The 20,757-nt window shown below is 39.2% G+C and carries 22 protein-coding genes and 1 pseudogene; 20 read left to right on the top strand and 3 right to left on the bottom strand.

The genetic code is table 11. The features are described 5' to 3' along the window. The first annotated feature begins 18 nt into the window (after positions 1 to 18). From G440_RS0116925 to G440_RS0116915, 3 genes are all read left to right on the top strand, one after another. Positions 19 to 831 carry an AraC family transcriptional regulator gene (locus tag G440_RS0116925; RefSeq protein ID WP_245574885.1) on the top strand — a complete coding sequence of 271 codons (813 nt, stop codon included), beginning with the start codon at positions 19 to 21 and terminating at the stop codon, positions 829 to 831. Positions 832 to 1,078: 247 nt separating this feature from the next. Further along, a complete protein-coding gene (locus tag G440_RS0116920; RefSeq protein ID WP_026452378.1) occupies positions 1,079 to 1,840 on the top strand; it encodes a YebC/PmpR family DNA-binding transcriptional regulator in 762 nt (253 codons plus the stop codon). A 345-nt stretch (positions 1,841 to 2,185) separates the two neighbouring features. Continuing rightward, positions 2,186 to 3,616, top strand: a complete 1,431-nt coding sequence (locus G440_RS0116915; protein WP_084426878.1) for a phage tail sheath family protein — start codon at positions 2,186 to 2,188, stop codon at positions 3,614 to 3,616. Between the two features lie 95 nt (positions 3,617 to 3,711). Here G440_RS0116915 and G440_RS0116910 read toward each other — a convergent pair whose 3' ends face one another. After that, entirely contained in the window at positions 3,712 to 4,104 is a 393-nt protein-coding gene (locus G440_RS0116910; RefSeq protein WP_034259816.1) for a hypothetical protein, read from the bottom strand. Between the two features lie 140 nt (positions 4,105 to 4,244). Next, positions 4,245 to 6,299, bottom strand: coding sequence for an acetate--CoA ligase family protein (locus G440_RS0116905; RefSeq protein WP_026452375.1), 2,055 nt, complete (start codon positions 6,297 to 6,299; stop codon positions 4,245 to 4,247). Positions 6,300 to 6,494: 195 nt separating this feature from the next. On the opposite strand from G440_RS0116905, the gene G440_RS20290 reads away from it, so the two are divergent. The 5 genes from G440_RS20290 to G440_RS0116880 are packed head-to-tail and all read left to right on the top strand — an operon-like array spanning position 6,495 to position 11,343. Next, positions 6,495 to 6,926, top strand: a complete 432-nt coding sequence (locus tag G440_RS20290) for a c-type cytochrome (protein WP_051285447.1) — start codon at positions 6,495 to 6,497, stop codon at positions 6,924 to 6,926. Further along, entirely contained in the window at positions 6,916 to 8,241 is a 1,326-nt protein-coding gene (locus G440_RS0116895) for a cbb3-type cytochrome c oxidase subunit I (protein ID WP_026452374.1), read from the top strand. The genes G440_RS20290 and G440_RS0116895 overlap by 11 nt, the downstream gene beginning before the upstream one ends. Further along, on the top strand, positions 8,238 to 9,173 hold the full coding sequence (nadA, locus tag G440_RS0116890) for a quinolinate synthase NadA (protein WP_026452373.1): 936 nt from the start codon (positions 8,238 to 8,240) through the stop codon (positions 9,171 to 9,173). The genes G440_RS0116895 and nadA overlap by 4 nt, the downstream gene beginning before the upstream one ends. Further along, positions 9,173 to 10,750, top strand: coding sequence for an L-aspartate oxidase (gene nadB, locus G440_RS0116885; RefSeq protein ID WP_026452372.1), 1,578 nt, complete (start codon positions 9,173 to 9,175; stop codon positions 10,748 to 10,750). Before nadA ends, nadB begins: the two co-directional genes overlap by 1 nt. Next, complete coding sequence (locus G440_RS0116880; protein ID WP_026452371.1) at positions 10,747 to 11,343, top strand: thioredoxin family protein; 597 nt, start codon at positions 10,747 to 10,749, stop codon at positions 11,341 to 11,343. Before nadB ends, G440_RS0116880 begins: the two co-directional genes overlap by 4 nt. A 25-nt stretch (positions 11,344 to 11,368) precedes the next feature. Here the strand turns inward: G440_RS0116880 and G440_RS0116875 are convergent, their stop codons facing one another. Further along, on the bottom strand, positions 11,369 to 11,626 hold the full coding sequence (locus G440_RS0116875) for a hypothetical protein (RefSeq protein ID WP_026452370.1): 258 nt from the start codon (positions 11,624 to 11,626) through the stop codon (positions 11,369 to 11,371). A gap of 68 nt (positions 11,627 to 11,694) precedes the next feature. On the opposite strand from G440_RS0116875, the pseudogene G440_RS20285 reads away from it, so the two are divergent. The 12 genes and pseudogenes from G440_RS20285 (at position 11,695) to G440_RS0116810 (ending at position 20,580) form a co-directional block, all read left to right on the top strand. Next, a pseudogene (locus G440_RS20285) lies at positions 11,695 to 12,959 on the top strand (acetyl-CoA hydrolase/transferase family protein). 113 nt (positions 12,960 to 13,072) lie between these two features. Further along, complete coding sequence (locus G440_RS0116865; RefSeq protein ID WP_026452369.1) at positions 13,073 to 13,501, top strand: RrF2 family transcriptional regulator; 429 nt, start codon at positions 13,073 to 13,075, stop codon at positions 13,499 to 13,501. Positions 13,502 to 13,605: 104 nt separating this feature from the next. Further along, positions 13,606 to 14,040, top strand: coding sequence for an RrF2 family transcriptional regulator (locus G440_RS0116855; RefSeq protein ID WP_026452368.1), 435 nt, complete (start codon positions 13,606 to 13,608; stop codon positions 14,038 to 14,040). A 92-nt stretch (positions 14,041 to 14,132) separates the two neighbouring features. Next, entirely contained in the window at positions 14,133 to 15,935 is a 1,803-nt protein-coding gene (locus G440_RS0116850; protein WP_026452367.1) for a cbb3-type cytochrome c oxidase subunit I, read from the top strand. A 12-nt stretch (positions 15,936 to 15,947) separates the two neighbouring features. Next, positions 15,948 to 16,961, top strand: a complete 1,014-nt coding sequence (locus G440_RS0116845) for a cbb3-type cytochrome c oxidase subunit II (RefSeq protein ID WP_026452366.1) — start codon at positions 15,948 to 15,950, stop codon at positions 16,959 to 16,961. A gap of 3 nt (positions 16,962 to 16,964) precedes the next feature. Continuing rightward, a complete protein-coding gene (locus G440_RS0116840) occupies positions 16,965 to 17,234 on the top strand; it encodes a hypothetical protein (RefSeq protein WP_026452365.1) in 270 nt (89 codons plus the stop codon). 3 nt (positions 17,235 to 17,237) lie between these two features. Next, positions 17,238 to 17,660: a hypothetical protein gene (locus G440_RS0116835; RefSeq protein WP_026452364.1), complete on the top strand. Its 423-nt coding sequence runs from the start codon at positions 17,238 to 17,240 to the stop codon at positions 17,658 to 17,660. A gap of 58 nt (positions 17,661 to 17,718) precedes the next feature. Continuing rightward, positions 17,719 to 18,015 (top strand): cupin domain-containing protein, encoded by a 297-nt coding sequence (locus G440_RS0116830; RefSeq protein ID WP_026452363.1) that lies wholly within the window; start codon positions 17,719 to 17,721, stop codon positions 18,013 to 18,015. Positions 18,016 to 18,063: 48 nt separating this feature from the next. Further along, positions 18,064 to 18,405, top strand: a complete 342-nt coding sequence (locus G440_RS0116825; protein ID WP_245574884.1) for a carboxymuconolactone decarboxylase family protein — start codon at positions 18,064 to 18,066, stop codon at positions 18,403 to 18,405. Positions 18,406 to 18,552: 147 nt separating this feature from the next. Continuing rightward, the gene (locus tag G440_RS0116820; protein ID WP_026452361.1) at positions 18,553 to 19,224 is read left to right on the top strand and encodes a ferredoxin reductase domain-containing protein; all 672 of its coding nucleotides are present in this window, start codon (positions 18,553 to 18,555) and stop codon (positions 19,222 to 19,224) included. 147 nt (positions 19,225 to 19,371) lie between these two features. After that, entirely contained in the window at positions 19,372 to 19,824 is a 453-nt protein-coding gene (locus tag G440_RS0116815) for a carboxymuconolactone decarboxylase family protein (RefSeq protein WP_034259813.1), read from the top strand. A gap of 36 nt (positions 19,825 to 19,860) precedes the next feature. Then, on the top strand, positions 19,861 to 20,580 hold the full coding sequence (locus G440_RS0116810; RefSeq protein WP_026452359.1) for an SDR family oxidoreductase: 720 nt from the start codon (positions 19,861 to 19,863) through the stop codon (positions 20,578 to 20,580). Positions 20,581 to 20,757: the final 177 nt, after the last annotated feature.

The following is a 20,757-nucleotide window of genomic DNA, read 5'->3' as shown; positions in this document are numbered from 1 at the left end:
ATTTTATAATTTAAGCCAATGGAAAATAAACTGGACAGTACTGTATTGCATCCATTCCTACAGAAAGTTGATGAATACCCGGAGGCCATCTTTATTCATCATACCAGAATAGAGGAGAAGCTGTCCATGCACAGTCACCAAAAGCATCAAATGGCCTATGTGGAAGGAGGCGTGGCTTTTCTAAACACCCAAAAAAATTCCTATTTCTTTCCCGCCAGACATTTCATCTGGATTCCTGCGGGTCTGGAACATCAGGTAGCTTCCCGCACCTCGGTAAAAATGGCGCATAACTTTTTTTTCCCGGCAGATTTGTTTCCACCAAACGACCGCTTGCAAAGAGGAGGGATTTTTCCAGTGACAGACTTACTTAAGGAAATGATCTACCATTGTGAGGATTGGACAGGTAATATTATGGCAGCTGATAATACCAAATATGAGTTTATGATTGCCTTTAGGAATATTGTTATAGAAGCTGCCACCAACCCGCTTCCCGTGGTATTGCCGACGACAAAAAATGAAAGGTTACGCCCTGTTTTGGTGTATATCCACAGGCATATCGATCAACCTTTGTATCTGGAAAATGTGGCTGCCGAATTTGGCTATAGTCCGCGAACCTTATCGCGATTGTTCCAAAAAAATATCAGCACTTCCTTTCTTCAATACATTAAGCTTACGCGCGTTATAAAAGGTATGGAGCTTCTTTTGCAAACAGATCTCTCCATCAGTGAAATTGCCTATAGCACGGGCCATAGCAGTTTGGCTGCCTTTAGTTATGCTTTTCAACAAATAGTGAACAGATCTCCCACAGAATTTAAAAAGCAGAGTTTGTGAGGGGTTTTGAATTTTTCATTGAATGGAAACTATTTAATTTCGGTCCCCTTGTACAGGTTTGCAACTTTAAGCCTTTCCAATTTTTATTTAAATTTTCGTTACATCATTTGTATCTCTTGATGCCAAGCAAATAAGAATGAAATATCTATATCAGGAGGATTCTCCAACCTCCGACGGGCCTCGGAGTCCTTTACTTTCTGCTCTGCCCAACAATGGCTATCTTTGGGTGAAATAAAAGATTTAAGTTTTGGCTGGACATAGTAAATGGGCAAATATCAAGCGCCGGAAAGGAGCGCAGGACAAAAAACGTGGGAAGGAATTTACACGGGCAATAAAGGAGATTTATGTTTCCATAAAGGAAGGGGGAAGCGGGGATCCAGACGCCAACGCCGCCTTGCGCAATGCCATTGTAAACGCCAAGGGAGTCAATATGCCCAAGGACACCATTGAACGCGCCATTAAAAAAGCCGGTGGTGATGACGCAGAGAATTATGAGGAAGTATCCTTTGAGGGATATGGGCCTCACGGAATTGCCTTTTTTGTGGAATGCACCACCAACAATACCAATCGTACGGTAGCATCTATACGATCTATTTTTTCCAAAAACAACGGCAGTCTCGGCGTAAATGGTTCTGTAGAATTTATGTTTGAGCGAAAAAGCGTTTTTACGATAGAAAAGGAATCAATCCCGAAACCTTTGGATGAGTTGGAACTGGAGCTAATAGATTCCGGCGCGGAGAAATTTGAGCTGGAAGAAGGTTTTTTGACCATTTATGCCGATTTTACGGATTTTGGCAGAATGTCAGAAGCTTTGGAGAAATTGGGTGTCGAGGTGGTTAATTCCAAACTAGACCGAATCCCTATGAATACTATTGAGCTCTCTGTAACGGACTCAAAAGAGATTTTAGATCTGGAAGAAAAGTTCGAAGAAGATGAGGATGTCCAAAACGTCTATCACAACCTGGAAATCTCCGAAGCATTGATTACTGCTATGGAGGGTGAAATATAAAAATCTTTTTACAGGCTTCCTTTTGTGGAAATTCTCTTCATTATTTTAATATAGGATTTCTCATAGAAGTTTTACCATAAGATAACTTTCCCGTCCTGTGGCAATATTTTTCTCCAAAGTTAATAACTCAGAAAGGAGGGCTTATAGAAGAACGACAGATGTATAAATTCTTAAAACGCATTGATATCTTTTCGTATAAATAAATTGTTCGTATATTTTATGCCCCCTTCAACTTAACCATAAAATTTTATGATGAACAAATCTTGCGCCCTTAGCCTTGCTTTCTTTCTTATTTTTAATACTGCGCTGTTTTCACAGGTGAAATCTAAAGCGAATAAGACCAACATGAAAAAAATCGAGAGAACTTCAAAAGTAAAAACCCGTATTTCGGGATTAAACGATGATTTTTCACCTCCCACAGTTATGCAGGTTGAAACGGCCATTCCAGCCTTTATCGGATTTACGGAAAAAGGTCCTAGTACGCCTACAAAAATTAGTTCTATGGCGGACTATAAAAGTAAATTTGGTGGCCCTTCCAATGATGAAATAGGAGAATTCGAAATAGCGAATGACGGAACCGTCGCTTCCCCAGAAATTAAATCCACTCCCGCATACAGGATGTATTATATGCTCGAAATGTTTTTCGCCAATGGTGGGAAGGATTGCTTTATCGTTTCCGTAGGAAATTATGAAGACAGCTCGCAAAATGATGCGATGGAGAAGGGGCTCCTCCTGCTCAATAATGAAGAGGTGCCCACCTTAATCGTTTTTGCCGATGCCTATAGCCCCGAAATCAATGAAGATCCAACAGAACTTTACAAGGCAGCGCTGATGCAATGTGCTGATAAAATGAACCGATTTCTCATTTGTGATGTAGCGGAAATCGATGCTAATATTACAAAATCAGCCGAGCAATTCCGAACCGCTATAGGTACAGAAAATCTAAAATATGCTGCGGCTTATTTTCCGCCCTTACAAACAAGCCTAAAGTACAAGTATTCAGAAGATAAGATTCGAGTGAAACTAAATAAGAGCCCAATGACGGTGGAGAGCGCGAGTAAGATTATGGTACTAAGACATACAGAACAATCAATTTCGGACGATCCCAATAGAAGGGAGAAATCCTTATATCATGCGGAAAATGGAAAATACAAAAAGCAATACCAAGAAATAAAAACCAGTATAGATGCTAAAAACCTGGAACTATTGCCAAGTGCGGCCGTGGCAGGTGTTTATGCCAGAACAGACGCTGCCAGAGGCGTTTGGAAAGCTCCGGCGAATGTTTCCCTTAACAAAGTAAAAGCGCCAAGCCTTAAAATTGATGCTGCCCAACAGGAAAATCTGAATGTAAGCAATACGGGAAAATCGATTAACGCTATTCGTGCTTTCAGTGGCAAGGGCGTTATGGTATGGGGCGCTCGTACTTTGGCCGGAAATGATAACGAATGGAGGTACATCCCTGTAAGACGACTGGCGAATATGATAGAACAGTCTGTAAAAAATGCTACAGCGCGCTTTGTTAATGAGCCTAATGATGCTGAAACTTGGATAAGAATAAAGGCGATGACGGAAAATTACCTCACCACGCTATGGCGATCAGGAGCCCTGGCAGGTGATAAACTTGAAAAGGCTTTTTACGTAAGAATAGGGGTAGGTGAAACCATGACCGCTCGCGATGTACAAGATGGAAAAATGATTCTTGAAATAGGAATAGCGGCAGTACGACCGACAGAGTTTATTAGGCTGAAACTCACACAAGAAATGAGCAACAACTAATATAAACACAGGCAATATGCTTGCTAAAGCACCAAAGAACGCTTATCTATGATGCCAGTTTAATCCGTACATAAATCAAGTGCTTTTTCAAATGGTCACGCCTGTTTATCTGTATACCTATAGAGAAGTACTGCAAATACTAACGTAAATAAAATCCTAAAAATCAAGGCAACTATAGTGCGGTTTTCAAAAAGTCCGCCCGTGTGGATGTGGACATAAGATAAAGTAAGGGCGTAAAAAAGAAGAAGGGCTACAGAGAGCATCGCCCAAAAAGCCCATTTATAAGAGTTTGTAAATCCGTAGGCAGCAAGTAAATATAAAAACCCGGCCGTTAGATTGGTCTTTACCACAAAAGGAATATAGTTGCCTACTTTTGCACGAATATCAAACAAGTCGAAAAGCACAGAACTGCTCATAAAAATGGTAACTAAAGCAAAAGCAACTAATACAATTGCAATAACATTTTTGATTGTTTTATTTTTCTTCATACCTCTAATTTTAACTGTTTTTTTCGCAATACCATTCGACTAGTCACTATATTTTTCTACTTTCTACTTTCTACTTTCTACTTTCTACTTTCTACTTTCTACTTTCTACTTTCTACTCTCTACCGGCTACCAGCTACCGTCTATCCAATCTTTATCCGCGCATCCACCGCAGTAATCGCTCGTTGTGTTCCAATAAGCGGATTAATATCCATCTCGATAATCTCTGGCGCAGCTTCTACCAGTGCTGAAAGCCGCTGAATAATTTCAACGAATATTTTTTCATTAGCACCCTTTTGTCCGCGGGCACCTTGGATGAGCTTATAGCCTCTCAGAGATTGCACCATTTCTTTTGCTTCATTCTTGGAGATGGGGCTTAATCCTGCGGCAACATCGTTTAGCACTTCGATAAAAATTCCGCCCAAACCACATAAAATAGTATGGTTAAATCCTGGTTCTTTCAGTACGCCAACAAACAATTCCAGACCCGCTAATTGTGGTTGTACCATAACTGCGGTGGCAGTATCGATAGCCATTAATTGATCGAAAGTTTCGGCAGCTTCGTCTTTGTTGGCAATATTCAATACCACGCCTTGAGCATCCGATTTGTGAAGTGGGCCAACCACTTTCATCACAACAGGAAAATCCATAGATCCCATTGCGGCAAGGAGTTTCTCCTTTGAATTCTCAACAATTTCTTGAACTCGTGGAATTCCAGCTGCATCCAGTAATTCGACAGTTTGTTGGGGGGAAAGGTATCCTTCGGAAGCAGAATCTATTAAAGCTCTAATGGTCTCCACATCAATTTTTGGCAGGGAAACTTTTTGGGATTGGGGTTCGGGCGTATTATAAACCTGCGCCAAGGCTTTCCCTAAAACTACTTCATCCGGAAAATGAATATGTCCTTTCTTTAAAAAGGATTGGATTTCTCTTTGGGCATTAACTACTGAAGGCAAAACCGGGAAAATGGGTTTGTTACAGATCTCGAGCTTTACGCTTAAAACGTTGTAAACATTTTCAACGTTGAATAAACCCGCACTTCCAAATACCACGACCATCGCATCTATATTATCGAATTTATGTTCGCAGTAGTCGATGATAATACCTAATTGCTCTGCGGTTCCCGTCGCCAAAAAATCTATGGGATTGGCAATGGAGGAACCAGGATATAAGAAGGATTTTAGCTTTTCGGCATCGGGGCCGGATATTTCGGGAACTTTAAGTCCGCCCTTTGAAAGTTGATCCGCAAGCATTACCGCCGAACCACCAGCGTGGGTGATAATGGCGATATTTTTCCCTTTTAATTTTTTATAGTTGAAAATTGCTGCCACGCTTAACAATTGTTCACGGCTGCTGCAATACACAATTCCCGCTTTGTGGAAAAGTGCCCGCACCGTCATATCACTACTGGCAATCGCTCCGGTATGCGAAGTTGCGGCACGACTTCCTTCAGCTGTACTTCCTGCTTTGATAGCAGCAATTTTAGCTCCTTTTTTGATAAGGGAAGAAGCGTGTTTTAAAAGCTTCTTTGGATTGGAAATAGTTTCTAAGTAGAGTAATTTAACCAAAGGATCAGTTTCCGGATTGAAGTGTAAATCCATATATTCCAAAATATCTTCAACCGTTGTCTGAGCTGCGTTTCCAGTTGAAAACACATTGGCAAAAGTAACGCCCAAAGCCATTCCAGCTTCCATAATAAAAACTGCTGTGGCACCAGAACCTGAAATAAGATCACATCCTTTGGGGTTGAACGGCGGCACTGGCGCGGTAAAAACTCCTTTATAATCTTCGGTAATAACGCCGATACAGTTTGGACCGATCAAACAGCCGTTTACACTGTTTACAGTTTCCGTAATTTCTTCTTCCCATTGTTTTCCCTGTTCATCACCTTCTCCAAAACCTGCGGAAATTATTATAAATGCCTTTGTATTTTTCTCTTCTGCCAAAGTTTTAATGGTCGCTGGACAATACTTTGCGGCAATAGCGAGAATGGCAAGATCTGTTTGCGGAATTTCTTCAACGGAAGAATAACTTTTAATTCCCTGTACTTTTTCCTCTTTTGGGTTTACAACGCTCAACTTTCCTTTAAAACTACCGGAGATTATGTTTTTCAGCATATTGCCGCCGGGTTTTTTAGTGTCGTTGGAGGCACCTATTACTACAATGCTCTGGGGTTGAAGGAGTTGTTTATTGATCATTATCATCGGGAATGAGGGGGTAAAAGTAAAATTTGTTCTAGAGGGTGGGTATGATAAAAATCATATTTGAATAAATGTACAAAATGATAGCTTGATTATTTCCAAATAATAAGATACATTTATCTTAAACTTGATATTTGTCATATTCTAGTCTGTCCTGTTGAAATATTTTTACACCAATATTAGCATCTAAAAATGATCACTAATTCAAAGCCCTACATTCTAAGCATTGCAATCTTGATTCTCCTTTTTAGTGTTTACAATTACATTGTTTACAACACAGAAGGTTATGTTGCAGTAGAAAAATTATCGCCAGTGGCAGTAGAAGGTCAGCAGCTGTTCCAAAGCAATCGTTGCTGGTCCTGTCATCAATTATATGGCTTGGGCGGCTATTTGGGGCCGGATCTTACCAATGTCTATTCTGAAAAAAATAAAGGTCCATTGTATATAAAAGCATTTTTAAATAGTGGGGTAAAGAGCATGCCACAGTTTAATTTTTCGGAACAAGAAAAACTTGCTTTGGTGGAATATCTCAAACAAGTGGATGAAACCGGAATCTACCCTAACTACAACGCCAAAATTGAAGCTACAGGCTGGGTGAAAATTAAGTATAGAAATGAAGAGTAAACTCCCTATTTATTTTCTCCTATTTGCAATGCTCGCCTTGTTTTTGGGAATGTTCTTCGGAATGACTGCCTCGTTTCAATACTTAATGCCCGAATTTATCAAGGAATATGTTCCGTTTTCCAAATTGCGACCTTTTCACGTTACTTCAGTTATTTCTTGGATTGTACTTTCAGCGACGGGATGTATTTATTTTTTCCTGACTTATGTTGAAAAGTTTAAGATTTTTTCACCTTTCTTGGTCAAACTGCATTTTATAATTTTCCTTCTAACGGGAATCGCAATTTACTTTTCATTTGCTTTTGATTATACCAAAGGCAGGGAATACTTCGCTTTTTATCCGGTTTTGATGATTCCTATTTTATTGGGGTGGGTCCTCTTCGGAATAAATTATTTTAAAACACTTTATAAAAATGTAAAAGGATGGCCAGTGTATTATTGGATGTGGGGCACTGGAATTGTTTTTATGTGTTACCATCTAATGGAAGCACATTTTTGGCTGTTCGACTTTTTTAGACTGAACTTTATCAAGGATTTTTCAGTACAATGGAAATCAACTGGCTCCTTTACCGGCTCGTGGAATATGTTGGTTTACGGAATTTCGATTTATTTGATGTCCAAAATAAAGAAAGACAGCAATGTCGCCACCAATAAAATGGCCTTTTTCTTTTACTTCCTCGGACTGACAAATTTGATGTTCGGCTGGGCGCACCATACTTATTTAGTGCCTACCCAACCCTGGATTCGCTATGTGGCCTATGGCATCAGTATGACTGAGTGGATTGTATTGGCGTCGATTATCTACAACTGGAAACGCTCGGTTTTAAAAGTTGAAAAGGAAAACCATCCCATGGCATATCGTTTTCTACTAGCCACGGATTTATGGATTTTTATCAATATTATCATTGCCTTGCTGTTTTCTATTCCCGCTATAAATTACTATACCCACGGCACCCATATTACGGTTGCACATTCAATGGGAACTACCATAGGTATTAACACCACCATTCTTTTTTCAGCATTGTTTTTTATAGCCCATCATCTTTACCCAGATTTTGAAACTGATAAAAAGTGGGTTAAACGTGGATTTATTTCCTTTAATATTTCACTCTTTATTTTTTGTGTTTCGCTATTTATTGCTGGTGGAATGCGAAGTTATTGGATGTATGTTTCAAAAGAAGGTTCGTTTTCTGAAATGCAGGATTCACTGATTCCATATTATATTTCATTTTTCGTATTTGGAATAGGCATTTTTGTTTCTCTGCTGGTTGTGGCGTTGCCGATTTTTAAATTATTTCTTCAAAAAATTAAAGTATAAATACCGTGGACTTACATCAAAAGATAACTGAACTGAAAAAACAGAAAAATGCCGTTATCCTCGCGCATTATTATCAAGTGTCCGAAATTCAGGAAGTCGCAGATTATGTGGGTGACAGTTTAGGACTTTCGCAAAAAGCGGCAGAAACCGATGCTGAGATAATCGTTTTCGCTGGAGTTCATTTTATGGCAGAAACCGCTAAAATATTAAACCCAAACAAAAAAGTGTTGTTGCCAGATTTGATGGCGGGATGTTCTTTGGCAGATTCTTGTCCGCCAGATGCTTTCCAGAGATTAGTGGAAGCGCATCCAGATCACCTGGTTATAACCTATGTTAATTGTTCTGCGGAAGTAAAAGCCTTGAGTGATATTATCTGTACCTCTTCCAATGCTGAAAAAATTGTGAATTCTGTACCGAAAGATGTGCCGATTATTTTTGCGCCGGATAAGAACTTGGGAAAATATATTCAGAAAGTAACCGGAAGAAAAATGTTGCTTTGGGACGGCGCGTGTATTGTGCACGAAGCTTTTTCTATGGATAAACTCCTGAAGATTTATAAAGAAAATCCTGGTTCCAGAATTATAGCACATCCTGAAAGCGAAAGCCATATTTTGGAAACTGCGACTTATGTGGGTTCAACTGCTGGAATGATTGATTATGTAAAAAAATATCCTTTGGAAAAATTTATAGTTGCTACGGAAGCTGGAATTCTTCATAAAATGCAACAGGAAGTGCCAGAAGCCATATTGATTCCCGCTCCTGTAGACGAAGACAATACTTGTGCGTGTAGCGAATGTGCATTTATGAAAATGAACACTTTGCAAAAACTATATGACTGTTTGTTAAACGAAAATCCGCAGATAGAAATTTCCGAAGAAATACGAAAAAAAGCCATTTTGCCCATTGAGCGAATGCTTGAATTATCAAAATAATGATGGAAACCAATTTCTTAATTATCGGTTCTGGGGCAGCGGGGTTGACACTTGCGGTAAAACTTGCTGCGAAATTTCCAAAGAAAAAAATTACAGTTGTTACCAAAGCCCACCAATCGGAGTCCAACACTAAATATGCCCAGGGCGGGGTGGCGGCGGTTTTTGATTTAAAGGGAGATTCCTTTCAAAAACACATTGAAGATACACTGATTGCTGGCGACGGACTTTGCGATAAGGAAATCGTGGAAATGGTAATCAAAGAAGGCCCACTTCGCCTAAAGGAATTAATGGAATGGGGTGCTAATTTTGACACCAATGAAGATGGAGAACTTTCCCTGGGTAGGGAAGGAGGACATTCCAAGTTTAGGGTGATTCATCATAAAGATACCACAGGCAACGAAATTGAGCGCGCGCTTTTGGAACGCACCGAGCAATTGCCGAACATTACAATTCTAGCGCATCATTTTGCGATAGATTTAATTACCGAACATCATTTTCCCGAATTAAAAACCGATGAAACCTCTTGTTATGGAGCCTATGTTTTAGACCAAATTTCGGGAAGTATTTTTCCTATAAAAGCAGATTGTACCATCTTGGCCTCGGGTGGAATGGGACAAGTATACGGCCACACTACAAATCCCGCAGTTGCTACAGGTGATGGGATTGCAATGGCCTACCGGGCAAAAGCTCGCATTGAAAATATGGAGTTTATCCAGTTTCATCCCACGGCGCTTTACGATGGGAAAAACGGATCTTCTTTTTTAATTTCTGAAGCCATACGTGGTTTTGGAGCCTTTATTCGGAATAAAAAAGGGGAGCGGTTTATGTTGAATTACGACCCTCGCGGGGAATTGGCATCGCGAGATATTGTTTCTCGAGCAATAGATTCTGAAATAAAAAAATCTGGGGAAGAGTGCGTTTATCTGGACTGTACCCATCTAGATATTGACGCATTGAAACTACATTTTCCGAACATATACGAAACCTGTTTGCAGAAAGATATAGATTTGGAAAAAGACTGGATTCCCGTAGTGCCAGCCGCGCATTACTTATGTGGTGGTGTGGCGGTGGACGTGGACGGCAAAACCTCAGTAAAAAATCTATTTGCCTGTGGCGAGTGTTCTTACACAGGTTTACATGGCGCCAATCGTTTGGCATCCAATTCGTTGTTGGAAGCTTTGGTTTATGCCGACCGAATTTTTAAATACATTAGTAAGAACCTACCTTTGCGAACGACTATCTCAATTGCTGAATGGGATGATACAGGTACGCTTTTGCTGAGGGAATCAGAAAATATGCAAGAGAAAACAATTGAATTACAACAAGTAATGAGAAGATTTGCCGGCGTGGTTCGAAATAATACTGATTTAAATGAAGCCTCACTTCAACTTGAAAGATTATATACTGAAACAGAACTATTATATCAAAAATACAAATTGAACACCGTTCTTTGCCAACTTCGAAATATGGTTAATGTTGCACATTTGATAATTCAGCAATCCTTGATTAGAAAAAAAAACCGCGGTGGATATTATAATGAAGATTACAATAAAATAAACATAAAAGAAATAATATGAAAACGTTAATAGAAAAATCGATAGCAAAAGCAGTGGATTATACCCAGTACAACTTGCTTTTTAAACAATTAGTGGAAGAAGGTAGAACTACTGGCGAGCAAACCCAAGAGAAAATTGATTATACGAAATTGAATTTGAGTCGCACGAAGCGGTTGGATAAAACGGCCAAAATTTTTGAAGAAGCGACTGAGGCTTTTAAAAATATCTCCAGTGAACAAACTTGGTTAGTAATCAGTGAACCTTGGTGTGGCGATGCTGCACAAACACTTCCTTTTTTAAACAAGATTGCGCAGCTTTCAGAATACATTGAACTTAAAATAGTACTCCGCGATGAAAATCCAGAGCTGATGGACCAGTTTTTAACCAATGGTTCGCAGTCTATTCCTGTAGTGATCATGCTAGATTCAGATATGAATGTGATTCAAACTTTTGGCCCACGCTCTAAAGCTGCAACAAAGTTGGTTAGCGATTACAAAGCAGAACATGGAGTAATTGACGATGCCTTTAAAGAAATGCTACAAGTTTGGTATAATAATGATAAAGGTGTATCGATTATAAATGATGTTTTGGAAACGCTGGAGGTAAAAGCGTAATAATAAAGGACGATTTGACCCACGACTAACGGGAACCAGGACTAAAGGGAGCCACGACTATTTGACCTGTGATACTTCGACTTCGCTCAGTAACCGCCGCGTTGTGAAACGATCCAAGAAAGAGATCGTATTCAAAATAAACTTTTCTCAATACCTTGTGGTTCAAACCGTCGTGGTTCCAATCATCGTGATTCCAACCGTCGTGGTTCATCTCGTCATTATTCAACCCGTCAATTTCTCCAAAAACCTGACTAATATCATTTATAAAACCTAACAGTTTCACAACCTTTGCTTAGTATAATTAAACACCCACCCTGGGTTCTCCGCCGCAGCGGATTAAGGGGGCTAATCATGCAAATCGTTTCCGCTCAAGAAGCTGTATCCATAGTAAAATCAAATAATCGCGTGTTTTTTCAGGGCGCAGCAATGACGCCCAATTTGTTGATAGACACCTTATGTGAAAGCTATCGCGAACTGAAAAATGTTGAAATTGTCCAAATTCATACGCATGGAGAAGAAAATACACCATGGCGCCCTATACCGAGGCTTTCAGCCTTGCCAGTTGTTTTGTTGGTGATAATACTCGGAAAGGTGTAGACACGCCGCACGGTGACTATATTCCAGTTTTTTTAAGTGAAATCCATTGGCTGTTTAGAAGAAATATTCTTCCTCTAGACGTGGCTTTTATTCAGGTTTCTCCGCCAGACAAACATGGGTATTGTTCTTTGGGACTTTCCGTAGATGTTACTTTACCGGCTATCCAAACTGCAAAACGAGTTGTTGCTTTAATAAACCCGAATGTTCCAAGAACCCATGGCGATGGCATTATTCATATAAATAGTATCGATTTTGGAGTGGAAATAAATACGCCAGTTTATGCTACCACAATAGGCGAGCCTTCTGAAATAGAGGCTATAATCGGTAGAAATATTGCAGAATTGGTGGAAGATGGAGCTACCTTGCAAATGGGAATCGGCAATATTCCAAACGCAGTACTTCACAATTTGGGCAATCATAAAAGACTGGGAATCCACACCGAAATGTTTAGCGACGGGATTCTTCCTTTGGTTGAAAAAGGAATTATCACAGGCGAAGAAAAACAGATAAAAACAGGGAAAATTGTTACTTGTTTTGCGATGGGCACCAAGAAATTATATGATTTTATTGACGACAACCCAAATATCCATTTTAAGGAAGCCGCTTATACCAACGATACTGCAATTATTAGACGGAACCCAAAGGTAACCGCCATTAACAGCGCAATTGAAATAGATTTAACCGGGCAAGTCTGTGCAGATAGCATTGGGATGTATCAATATTCTGGAGTTGGTGGACAGATGGATTTTATTCGTGGTGCGTCACTATCAGAAGGAGGGAAGCCTATTATTGCCATGCCGTCTATTACCAATAAAGGTATTTCCAAAATCACTCCATTTTTAAAAGAAGGTGCAAGTGTTACCACAACCCGAGCCCATGTTCATTATGTGGTTACGGAATACGGTGTAGTAAACCTCTTCGGAAAAGGATTGGAGCAGAGGGCCAAAGCCCTTATTTCCATAGCGCATCCAGATCATCGGGAAGCATTGGAGCGAGAAGCAAGAAAAAGGTTTCATTAGGCGTTTATTCCCTCTTTTCCGGCTCTTTCAATTTTGAAAAGAGCCTCTATACTTTAAGATTTATTTATCTTTTAAGTAGCTGGAATTATTTAAATTTGAAGAAAACAAATATTATGTTTTCCAAAGCTTGTGAATATGGAATTAGGTCAGTGCTTTTTATTGCAGAACAATCTGAACAAGATAAGCGTCCTAATATTTCTGAAATAGCCAAAGCCGTAGATTCTCCAGAGCCTTTTACTGCCAAAATTTGTCAGCAACTTGCACGAGCAAAAATAATCTTGTCGAAAAAAGGTCCGAATGGAGGTTTTTATGTGGAGAAGGATTCTACACTTACCCTGGCAGATATTGTTGAGACTATAGATGGAGCTTCTATTTTTAATGGCTGCAGTTTGGGCTTGCCTGAATGCTCCTCAGAACATCCTTGCCCAGTTCACGATCAATTCCAAGATGTTCGGGAAGGTCTTAAAAATATGTGCGAAAACACAACCGTACTTCAGCTTGCTGAAAAACTTCGAAATGGGGAGACGTTTTTAAAACTATAATTTTCTTACCTTCAATTTCTCTTTAATTTTTCTAAAATATTTATTTCTGATAACTTTATCATAAATAGGAATTTTCCATATCTTTGCAGGACCAAACACAAATTATGTTTTCTAAAGCCTGTCAGTACGGAATAAAAGCTTCGGTGTATATTGCATCGCAGTCTGAAATGGGCAATCGCGTAAGTTTAAAGGAGATAGCCTCCGGCATCAATTCTCCAGAAGCATTTACCGCAAAAATTCTTCACCAATTGGCAAAGCAGGATATTTTAACGTCGCTTAAAGGTCCTACTGGTGGCTTTGAAATTCCGAAAGGAAGAGCAGAAAAAATAAAGCTAAGCACCATAGTTTCTGCTATTGATGGCGATTCCATTTATATGGGGTGCGCCTTAGGGTTTGACCGTTGCGATGCGCTACAACCTTGCCCGATGCACACCAAATTTGTGGCTGTGAGAGAGAGTCTTAGAGAAATGTTGGAAAACACAAGTCTCCATGAATTGGCAAACGGACTTGATATTGGAATGTCCTTTTTAAAACGATAAAAATTTAATCCTATTTCGGACAAAGATGTCATAAATAGAAAATGCAAATAATCCATAAAGTAAAAAGCAAATATTAAAAACAAATGAGAAAAATGAATTGGTTAATAGTATTGGTTCTAGGAATCCTCCCTCAGCTTGCAATTTCGCAAAATAAAGGTAGTATCTCTACGGAAAACTGGATGTCCAGTCCTGGAATCATTGGCACTTTTGTTTTGATTGCCATTGTGATGGTGGTTGCAGCAGTAATTCTATTGGTGAAACTAAACTCCTATATAGACACGCTAAAACAAAAGCAGCACGATAAAAACAAAATGGCTTTCGATGATGAAATCATTGCCATGGAGGAAGGAGAAATAGACTCTATTCTCGAAAAAAGAAAAGCTGCACTTACTTATAAGTTATCTGGTGATGAATTGGGAGGAGAAAATGAGGCCGTAGATGAAAAAGGCTTAGTTCACCATATAGACAACAAGCCAAACAATGCGTTTTTTGATGAGAAAAAGAAAACTACGTTAAGCATTGAAACTCCTGAAGCGCTAAAGAAAGTTGTAATATATTATGTAGCTGCAGCAGCCTTTTGGTTGGTTTTAGGAACTACTATTGGTCAATATTTAGGAATGAAATTTGTCTGGCCTGAAATGGATCATCAGTCTTGGCTATCTTTTGGTAGGTTACGACCTGTACATACTAATATGGTGTTTTGGGGGTGGTCTTCGCTGGCAATGATCGGCTTGGGGTATTTCGTTATAGCAAGAACTTCAAATACAATAATTCACAGCTATAAACTTGCCTGGACCGGTTGGCTACTTATTAATGCAACCATCATATTGGGAAGTTTATTCCTTATGGCCGGTATCAATAATGGAGGCGGGGAGTACCGTGAATATATCTGGCCTATTATGCTTCTTTTTGCCATCGCATTGATAATTACATTTATAAATTTCTATAAAACCGTTGCCAAACGTAAAATTTCAGAAATTTATATATCGAACTGGTTTATTCTAGCCGCTTTAATTTGGACCATAGTCTTGTCTATTATTGGTTATTTACCTTTTTACCAAGATGGCTTAGGCGAGACTGTAATTCAAGGATATTATATGCACCAAGGTGTAGGAATGTGGTTTATGACTTTCACATTAGGACTGGTTTATTATTATTTACCATCTTCTCTTAACAAACCAATTTATTCATATTCATTAGGAGTCTTGGCTTTCTGGACACAAATGTTGTTTTATACGATGATAGGAACGCACCATTTCGTGTTTAGTCCATTACCTTGGTGGCTACAAACTGTGGCGATTGTGTTTAGTGTAGGAATGGTGATTCCAGTAGTTGCTGGAACAACAAACTTCTTGATGACGATGCGCGGTAGTTGGAATCATATTACAAAGAGCTATGTCTTACCCTTCTTTTTGGTTGGAACCATTTTTTACTTTGTTGGTTCGATGCAGGGAAGCCTACAAGCCTTTCGATTTACGAACTTCGTTTGGCACTTTACCGATTTCAACGTAGCACATAGCCATATGACGATGTACGGAATTATCGCCTTCTTTTTATGGGCTTCTATTTATGCGATTATACCAAAACTGACCGGAAAGGAGCCACCACAAGTCTTGGTTGGAGCACATTTCTGGATGGCATTTTTGGGACTTTTTGCTTATATGGTGTCCCTAATGGCAGGTGGAACTTACAAAGGGCTAAGCTGGATTGAGGGCAACGCTTTTATTGAATCGGTCATTCTTATGAGACCTTATTGGGTATGGCGTGCCATTGGTGGTTCATTAATGCTCCTTTCGCATCTGGTTTTTGTCTATAACCTCTATTATATGGTGAAAAACTACCGGAAAGTAGAAGTTGAAGTTAAGTCGAAAAAAGTAGAAGATATAACTGTTTAATAAGATTAAAAAATGCTGAATTTTCACAAAGAACATAAAAATTTAGTGCTTACGGCAGGAGTCGTATTTATAGCATTGAGTATCATGATAGCAATACTTCCTGCGTTTCAAATGCAGGAAACGGAACCCATTCCAGACCAAAAACCGTTAACTGCGAATGAACGAAAAGGACTTGAAATCTATGTTTCCGAAAACTGTATGGCCTGCCATACCCAACAGGTTCGAAATATTGAAATGGATAATATGTGGGGTAGCCGCCCGTCAATTCCTTCAGATTATTTTTACAGTAAGAAACGATTGGATGTTTGGAGGCAGTCGCCTTCTCTTTTGGGAAGTGAGCGCACAGGACCGGATCTTACCAATATAGGAAATCGCCAACCTAGTGAAGATTGGCACTTATTACATTTATACAATCCAAGAGCGGTAGTTTCAGAATCTGTGATGCCATCATACCCTTGGTTGTTTAGAGAAGTTGATAGTACTTTGGTTGGAAAGGACCAAAAGACTATTGCGGTTCCAAAGGAGATTTTTAACCAACCTGGAACAAAAATAGTTGCCACAGAAGATGCCATGTTTTTGGTAGATTATCTAAAATCGCTAAAACAAACGGAATTGCCGGGAGGTAACGTAAACGACTTTATTCCTGCTTTGAAAAAAATCCAGACTGGCGGAATGGGTGGCGATAAAGCTACAGGTGGTCTTGATGGTGAAAATTTATTTAAGCAAACCTGTGCTGCATGTCACCAAGATAATGGAAAAGGGATAACAGGTGCATTTCCACCATTGGCAGGTAGCGATATTGTTAATGATAAAGATCCTGAAATGTTGATAACAATTGTGCTGCAAGGCTATGATGCCCTTCCCAATTATGGTGTAATGCCACCGTTTGGAGATCAATTAACCGATGCTGAAATTGCAGCCATCACAACACATGAGCGCAGTAGTTGGGGTAACGACGCACCAGCCGTAAAGGAAGAGGATGTGAAGAAGATTAGAGAAATGGTGAAAAACGAATTAAATCAATAAAAGATGAAAAAGATACTATCAGTTTTCACGGTCTTGTTTTTTTTAGGAAATCAATTGAGCTGGGCCTGTGATGTGTGTAAAAAGAATCAGCCAGCTGGCTTTGAAAATATAACTCACGGTGCCGGTCCTTCGGGAACCCTGGATTATGTAATTATTTGGACGGGTGTAGTTATTGTAGCCGCAACCTTAATCTATAGTCTGAAATATTTAATCAGACCTCAGGAAAACAATCCAGATCACATAAAGAACATCGTTAAAAATGAAGGATTTTAAATTATGGAAGATAACAGAATCATAAAAATTTTTTTGGATGAAGACCCAAAACCATTTGCGTCTTTTGCACCGCCAGTAAAAATTGTTTTAGACACAACCAAAATCCCAGACGGGAAACACACTTTAAAAATTGTGGCCAAATCGTCTAATGGAATAGAAGGTATTCGCGAAGTCCCGTTTGTAGTGCGTAACGGACCCTCTATTTCGGTAGTGGGTATGAAGGATAACGAAACGGTGGACACGCAAGTACCGCTTATAATTAATGCATACGGAAGTGAAACAAAAGATTTCTTTGTTATTAAAGGTTCCGAAACGCCAAAAGCAATTCCTGCTTGGGTTTGGGCCTTGTTAGTGGGGGTTATAGGTTACGGATTGTTCTATATCATAATGTATTGGAGTCCGGAATTGTATAAATCTTTCTTTTAATGAATGCTTTTGAATTGGGAAAAAGTTAGCATAAATTGAAATCTAAAATTTAACTGCTATGGAAAGTCCAAATAAACCCGAAATGTCGCCACTTAGCAAGGGCGAAACATTTAAAACACTGAATATAACCGCCAAAGCTGGCATGGAAATGCCTCTTTACCATAGTACTCTGGAAGCAGTAATTGTTGTTTTAAAAGGGGAGTCCGTTTTAAAAATGCCCGACGGAAACCATAAGCTTTCCAAAAACGCCACCTTTATTATTCCGGCGATGGTAGAACACAGTTTAAAGATTAATGAAGATTTTCACGCAATTGCTATTATGGAAAATAGTTCCGCAATTGAGTTTAAACGCTAGAACATTTAGCAGAAATCTCATTTAAATGATACTAATTTTAAAAAATGAATGATGAATAATACAGATATGTTTCCGAATAAAACCCGCGAATTAGCTGAGAAGAAAGCTGCATTGGCACCACAGAATGTTGAAGCTTGGAGAAATTTCAGCAAAACAGTATTTCAAGCTGGAGCCCTTGATGAAAAAACAAAACAACTTATTGCGGTTGCCGTAGCGCACGTTACGCAATGCCCCTATTGCATCCGCGCTCATACGCCACAAGCTATGCGCAAAGGAGCGAGCAAGGAGGAAATAATGGAAGCTATTTGGGTAGCTTCAGAAATGCGCGCAGGAGCAGCTTACGCCCACGCAACACTTGCAATGGAAGAAATGGAGAAGCATAGTAAATAGAAAATTCCAAAACCCAAAATTCAAATCTCAAACTCCAAAAATTTAATGAATTAAGTTGGGTTTTTTGGAGTTGCGAAATAGAAATAGATTCATACAAAAGCGCGGTTGTTATGAAGTTGTTTTAAAATTAATTAAACAAGAATAGCTATGAAAAATGAACCCGTTAAAATTAAATCAATCGAACACGTTACACACGATGTGTTGCAGATTGTTACCGAAAAACCTTTTGGAGCCGATTTTACTCCCGGTCAAGCCACTGAGATCTTTATTGACAAAGAAGGCTGGCGAAATGAAGGTAGACCTTTTACATTTACTTGTCTGCCGAAGGATGATCATCTTCAGTTTACCATAAAAACCTATCCGGAGCGGAAAGGTGTCACCAATGAACTACTCAGTTTAAAAGCCGGAGACAGCTTAATAGTAAATGATATTTTTGGTGCTATTGAATATAAAGGTGACGGCACTTTTATAGCAGGTGGAGCAGGAGTAACACCATTTATTTCCATATTTCGTGATTTAAGGGAAAAGAAAAAACTGGGAATCAATAAATTGATTTTCTCCAATAAGAAAAGGGATGATATCATTCTGAAAGAGGAATTTAGTAATATGCTTGGCGCAAATTTTATCAACATTCTTTCTAGGGAAAAGACAGATGAATACGCCTACGGACAGATTTCAGAAGACTTCTTAAAGCAGAATATGGGGCCATCAGGTTCGTATTTTTATCTATGCGGCCCACCACCAATGATGGAGGCTGTTGAAAAACAGTTGGCAAATTTGAAAGTTCCGGCGGATAGAATTGTAAAAGAAGCGTTTTAGCTATAGCACAGACCTGCCTAGCCCACGGGCAAGGTTGCACAAAGAATCACGAAGTTTCACGGAGAATCAAGTGAAAATATTAGTGTTTCCAGAAAGTATGATATGCTCATTTTATTTCAATAGTATTGAAAATAATAATTTATAGTTATGTCACTTAAAAGATTGGATTACAACCAAACAGATCCCAAAGCCATAAAGGGAATGTTGGAACTTGAAAAATACGTTGCGGGTTCGGGACTTGAATTAAGCCTTTATGAGCTCGTAAAACTTCGCGCCTCCCAGATTAATGGCTGCGCGTATTGTATAGATATGCACTCTAAGGATGCGCGGAAAGCTGGGGAAACCGAGCAACGACTTTACGCACTATCGGCCTGGCGGGAAACATCTTTTTATTCCGAACGCGAGCGCGCTGCCTTGGCCTGGACGGAAGCAATGACCTTGATTGCTGAAAATGATATATCCGATTCACTTTATAATGAAGTTCAAAAACATTTCAGTGAAAAGGAACATTTGGCCTTGACGATGGCCATTGTTGCCATCAATGGTTGGAACCGATTGGCGATCGCTTTCCGAAATGAGCCAGGAAGTTATAAGCCGTAAAAGAAATTTTTATTGACATTTTAAGAATACCATCGTATGAATATTTCAAATAAAATAGCAATGGTTACGGGAGCCAGTAGTGGCTTGGGAGCAGCTATTTCTAAAGCCTTAGTTGGAGCTGGCGCCACCGTTTTCGGACTTGCAAGGAACGAAACGAAACTTCAAGAGCTTCAAAATAGTATTGGAAGTAAGTTTATCTATGTGAGCTTAGATATTACGGATGAAAAGGCTCTAAAAGGATGGTGTGCCGAAACTTTTTCCGAAGACAAATCTCCTGACATTCTTGTCAATAATGCTGGTACAGGCTCCTTCGGAAAGATTGACGAAATGCCTTCCGAAGAATGGTATAAAATGATAAATACCAATTTAAATGGAATGTATTGTATCACTTCAGAAGTGGTGAAACTTATGAAGCTTAAAAAGGAAAGTGCACATATAGTAAATATCGGTTCTATTCTCGGAATCACCACGCGTGCAGAAGGAGCGGCTTACTCGGCAACTAAATATGGAATAAGTGGTTTTAGTGAAGCACTTTTTAAGGAATTAAGAGGAGATAATATTAAAGTAACTTGCTTAAATCCCGGTTCTATTGATACAGGATTTTTTAAAAGTTCCGGAATAGCGTCACATCATAATATGCTTCAGGCAGATGATATAGCTTCAACGCTTATGCATATTCTCAAGACACCAGATAATATGTTGATAAGCGAAATGACCGTTAGACCACTAAACCCGAAAGCACCGGAAAAGAATTGACATAGGACGTAGGACTAGTATAAGGTATAAAGTAGTTGGATTATCAGTTGATTAATTTTGTGCGAATAAGTATTTGACTAAACCATGATGTACTAATTTGACAAGGCATTATAAACTGACTAAAAGTCTGTTAAATTCGTGAAATTCAAAACTTTGCCAATTGGGCATCCGTTTTTA

The organism is Aequorivita capsosiphonis DSM 23843, from assembly GCF_000429125.1.
GTDB classification, from domain to species: Bacteria; Bacteroidota; Bacteroidia; order Flavobacteriales; family Flavobacteriaceae; genus Aequorivita; species Aequorivita capsosiphonis.
This window is presented reverse-complemented; position numbering and strand designations above follow the sequence as displayed.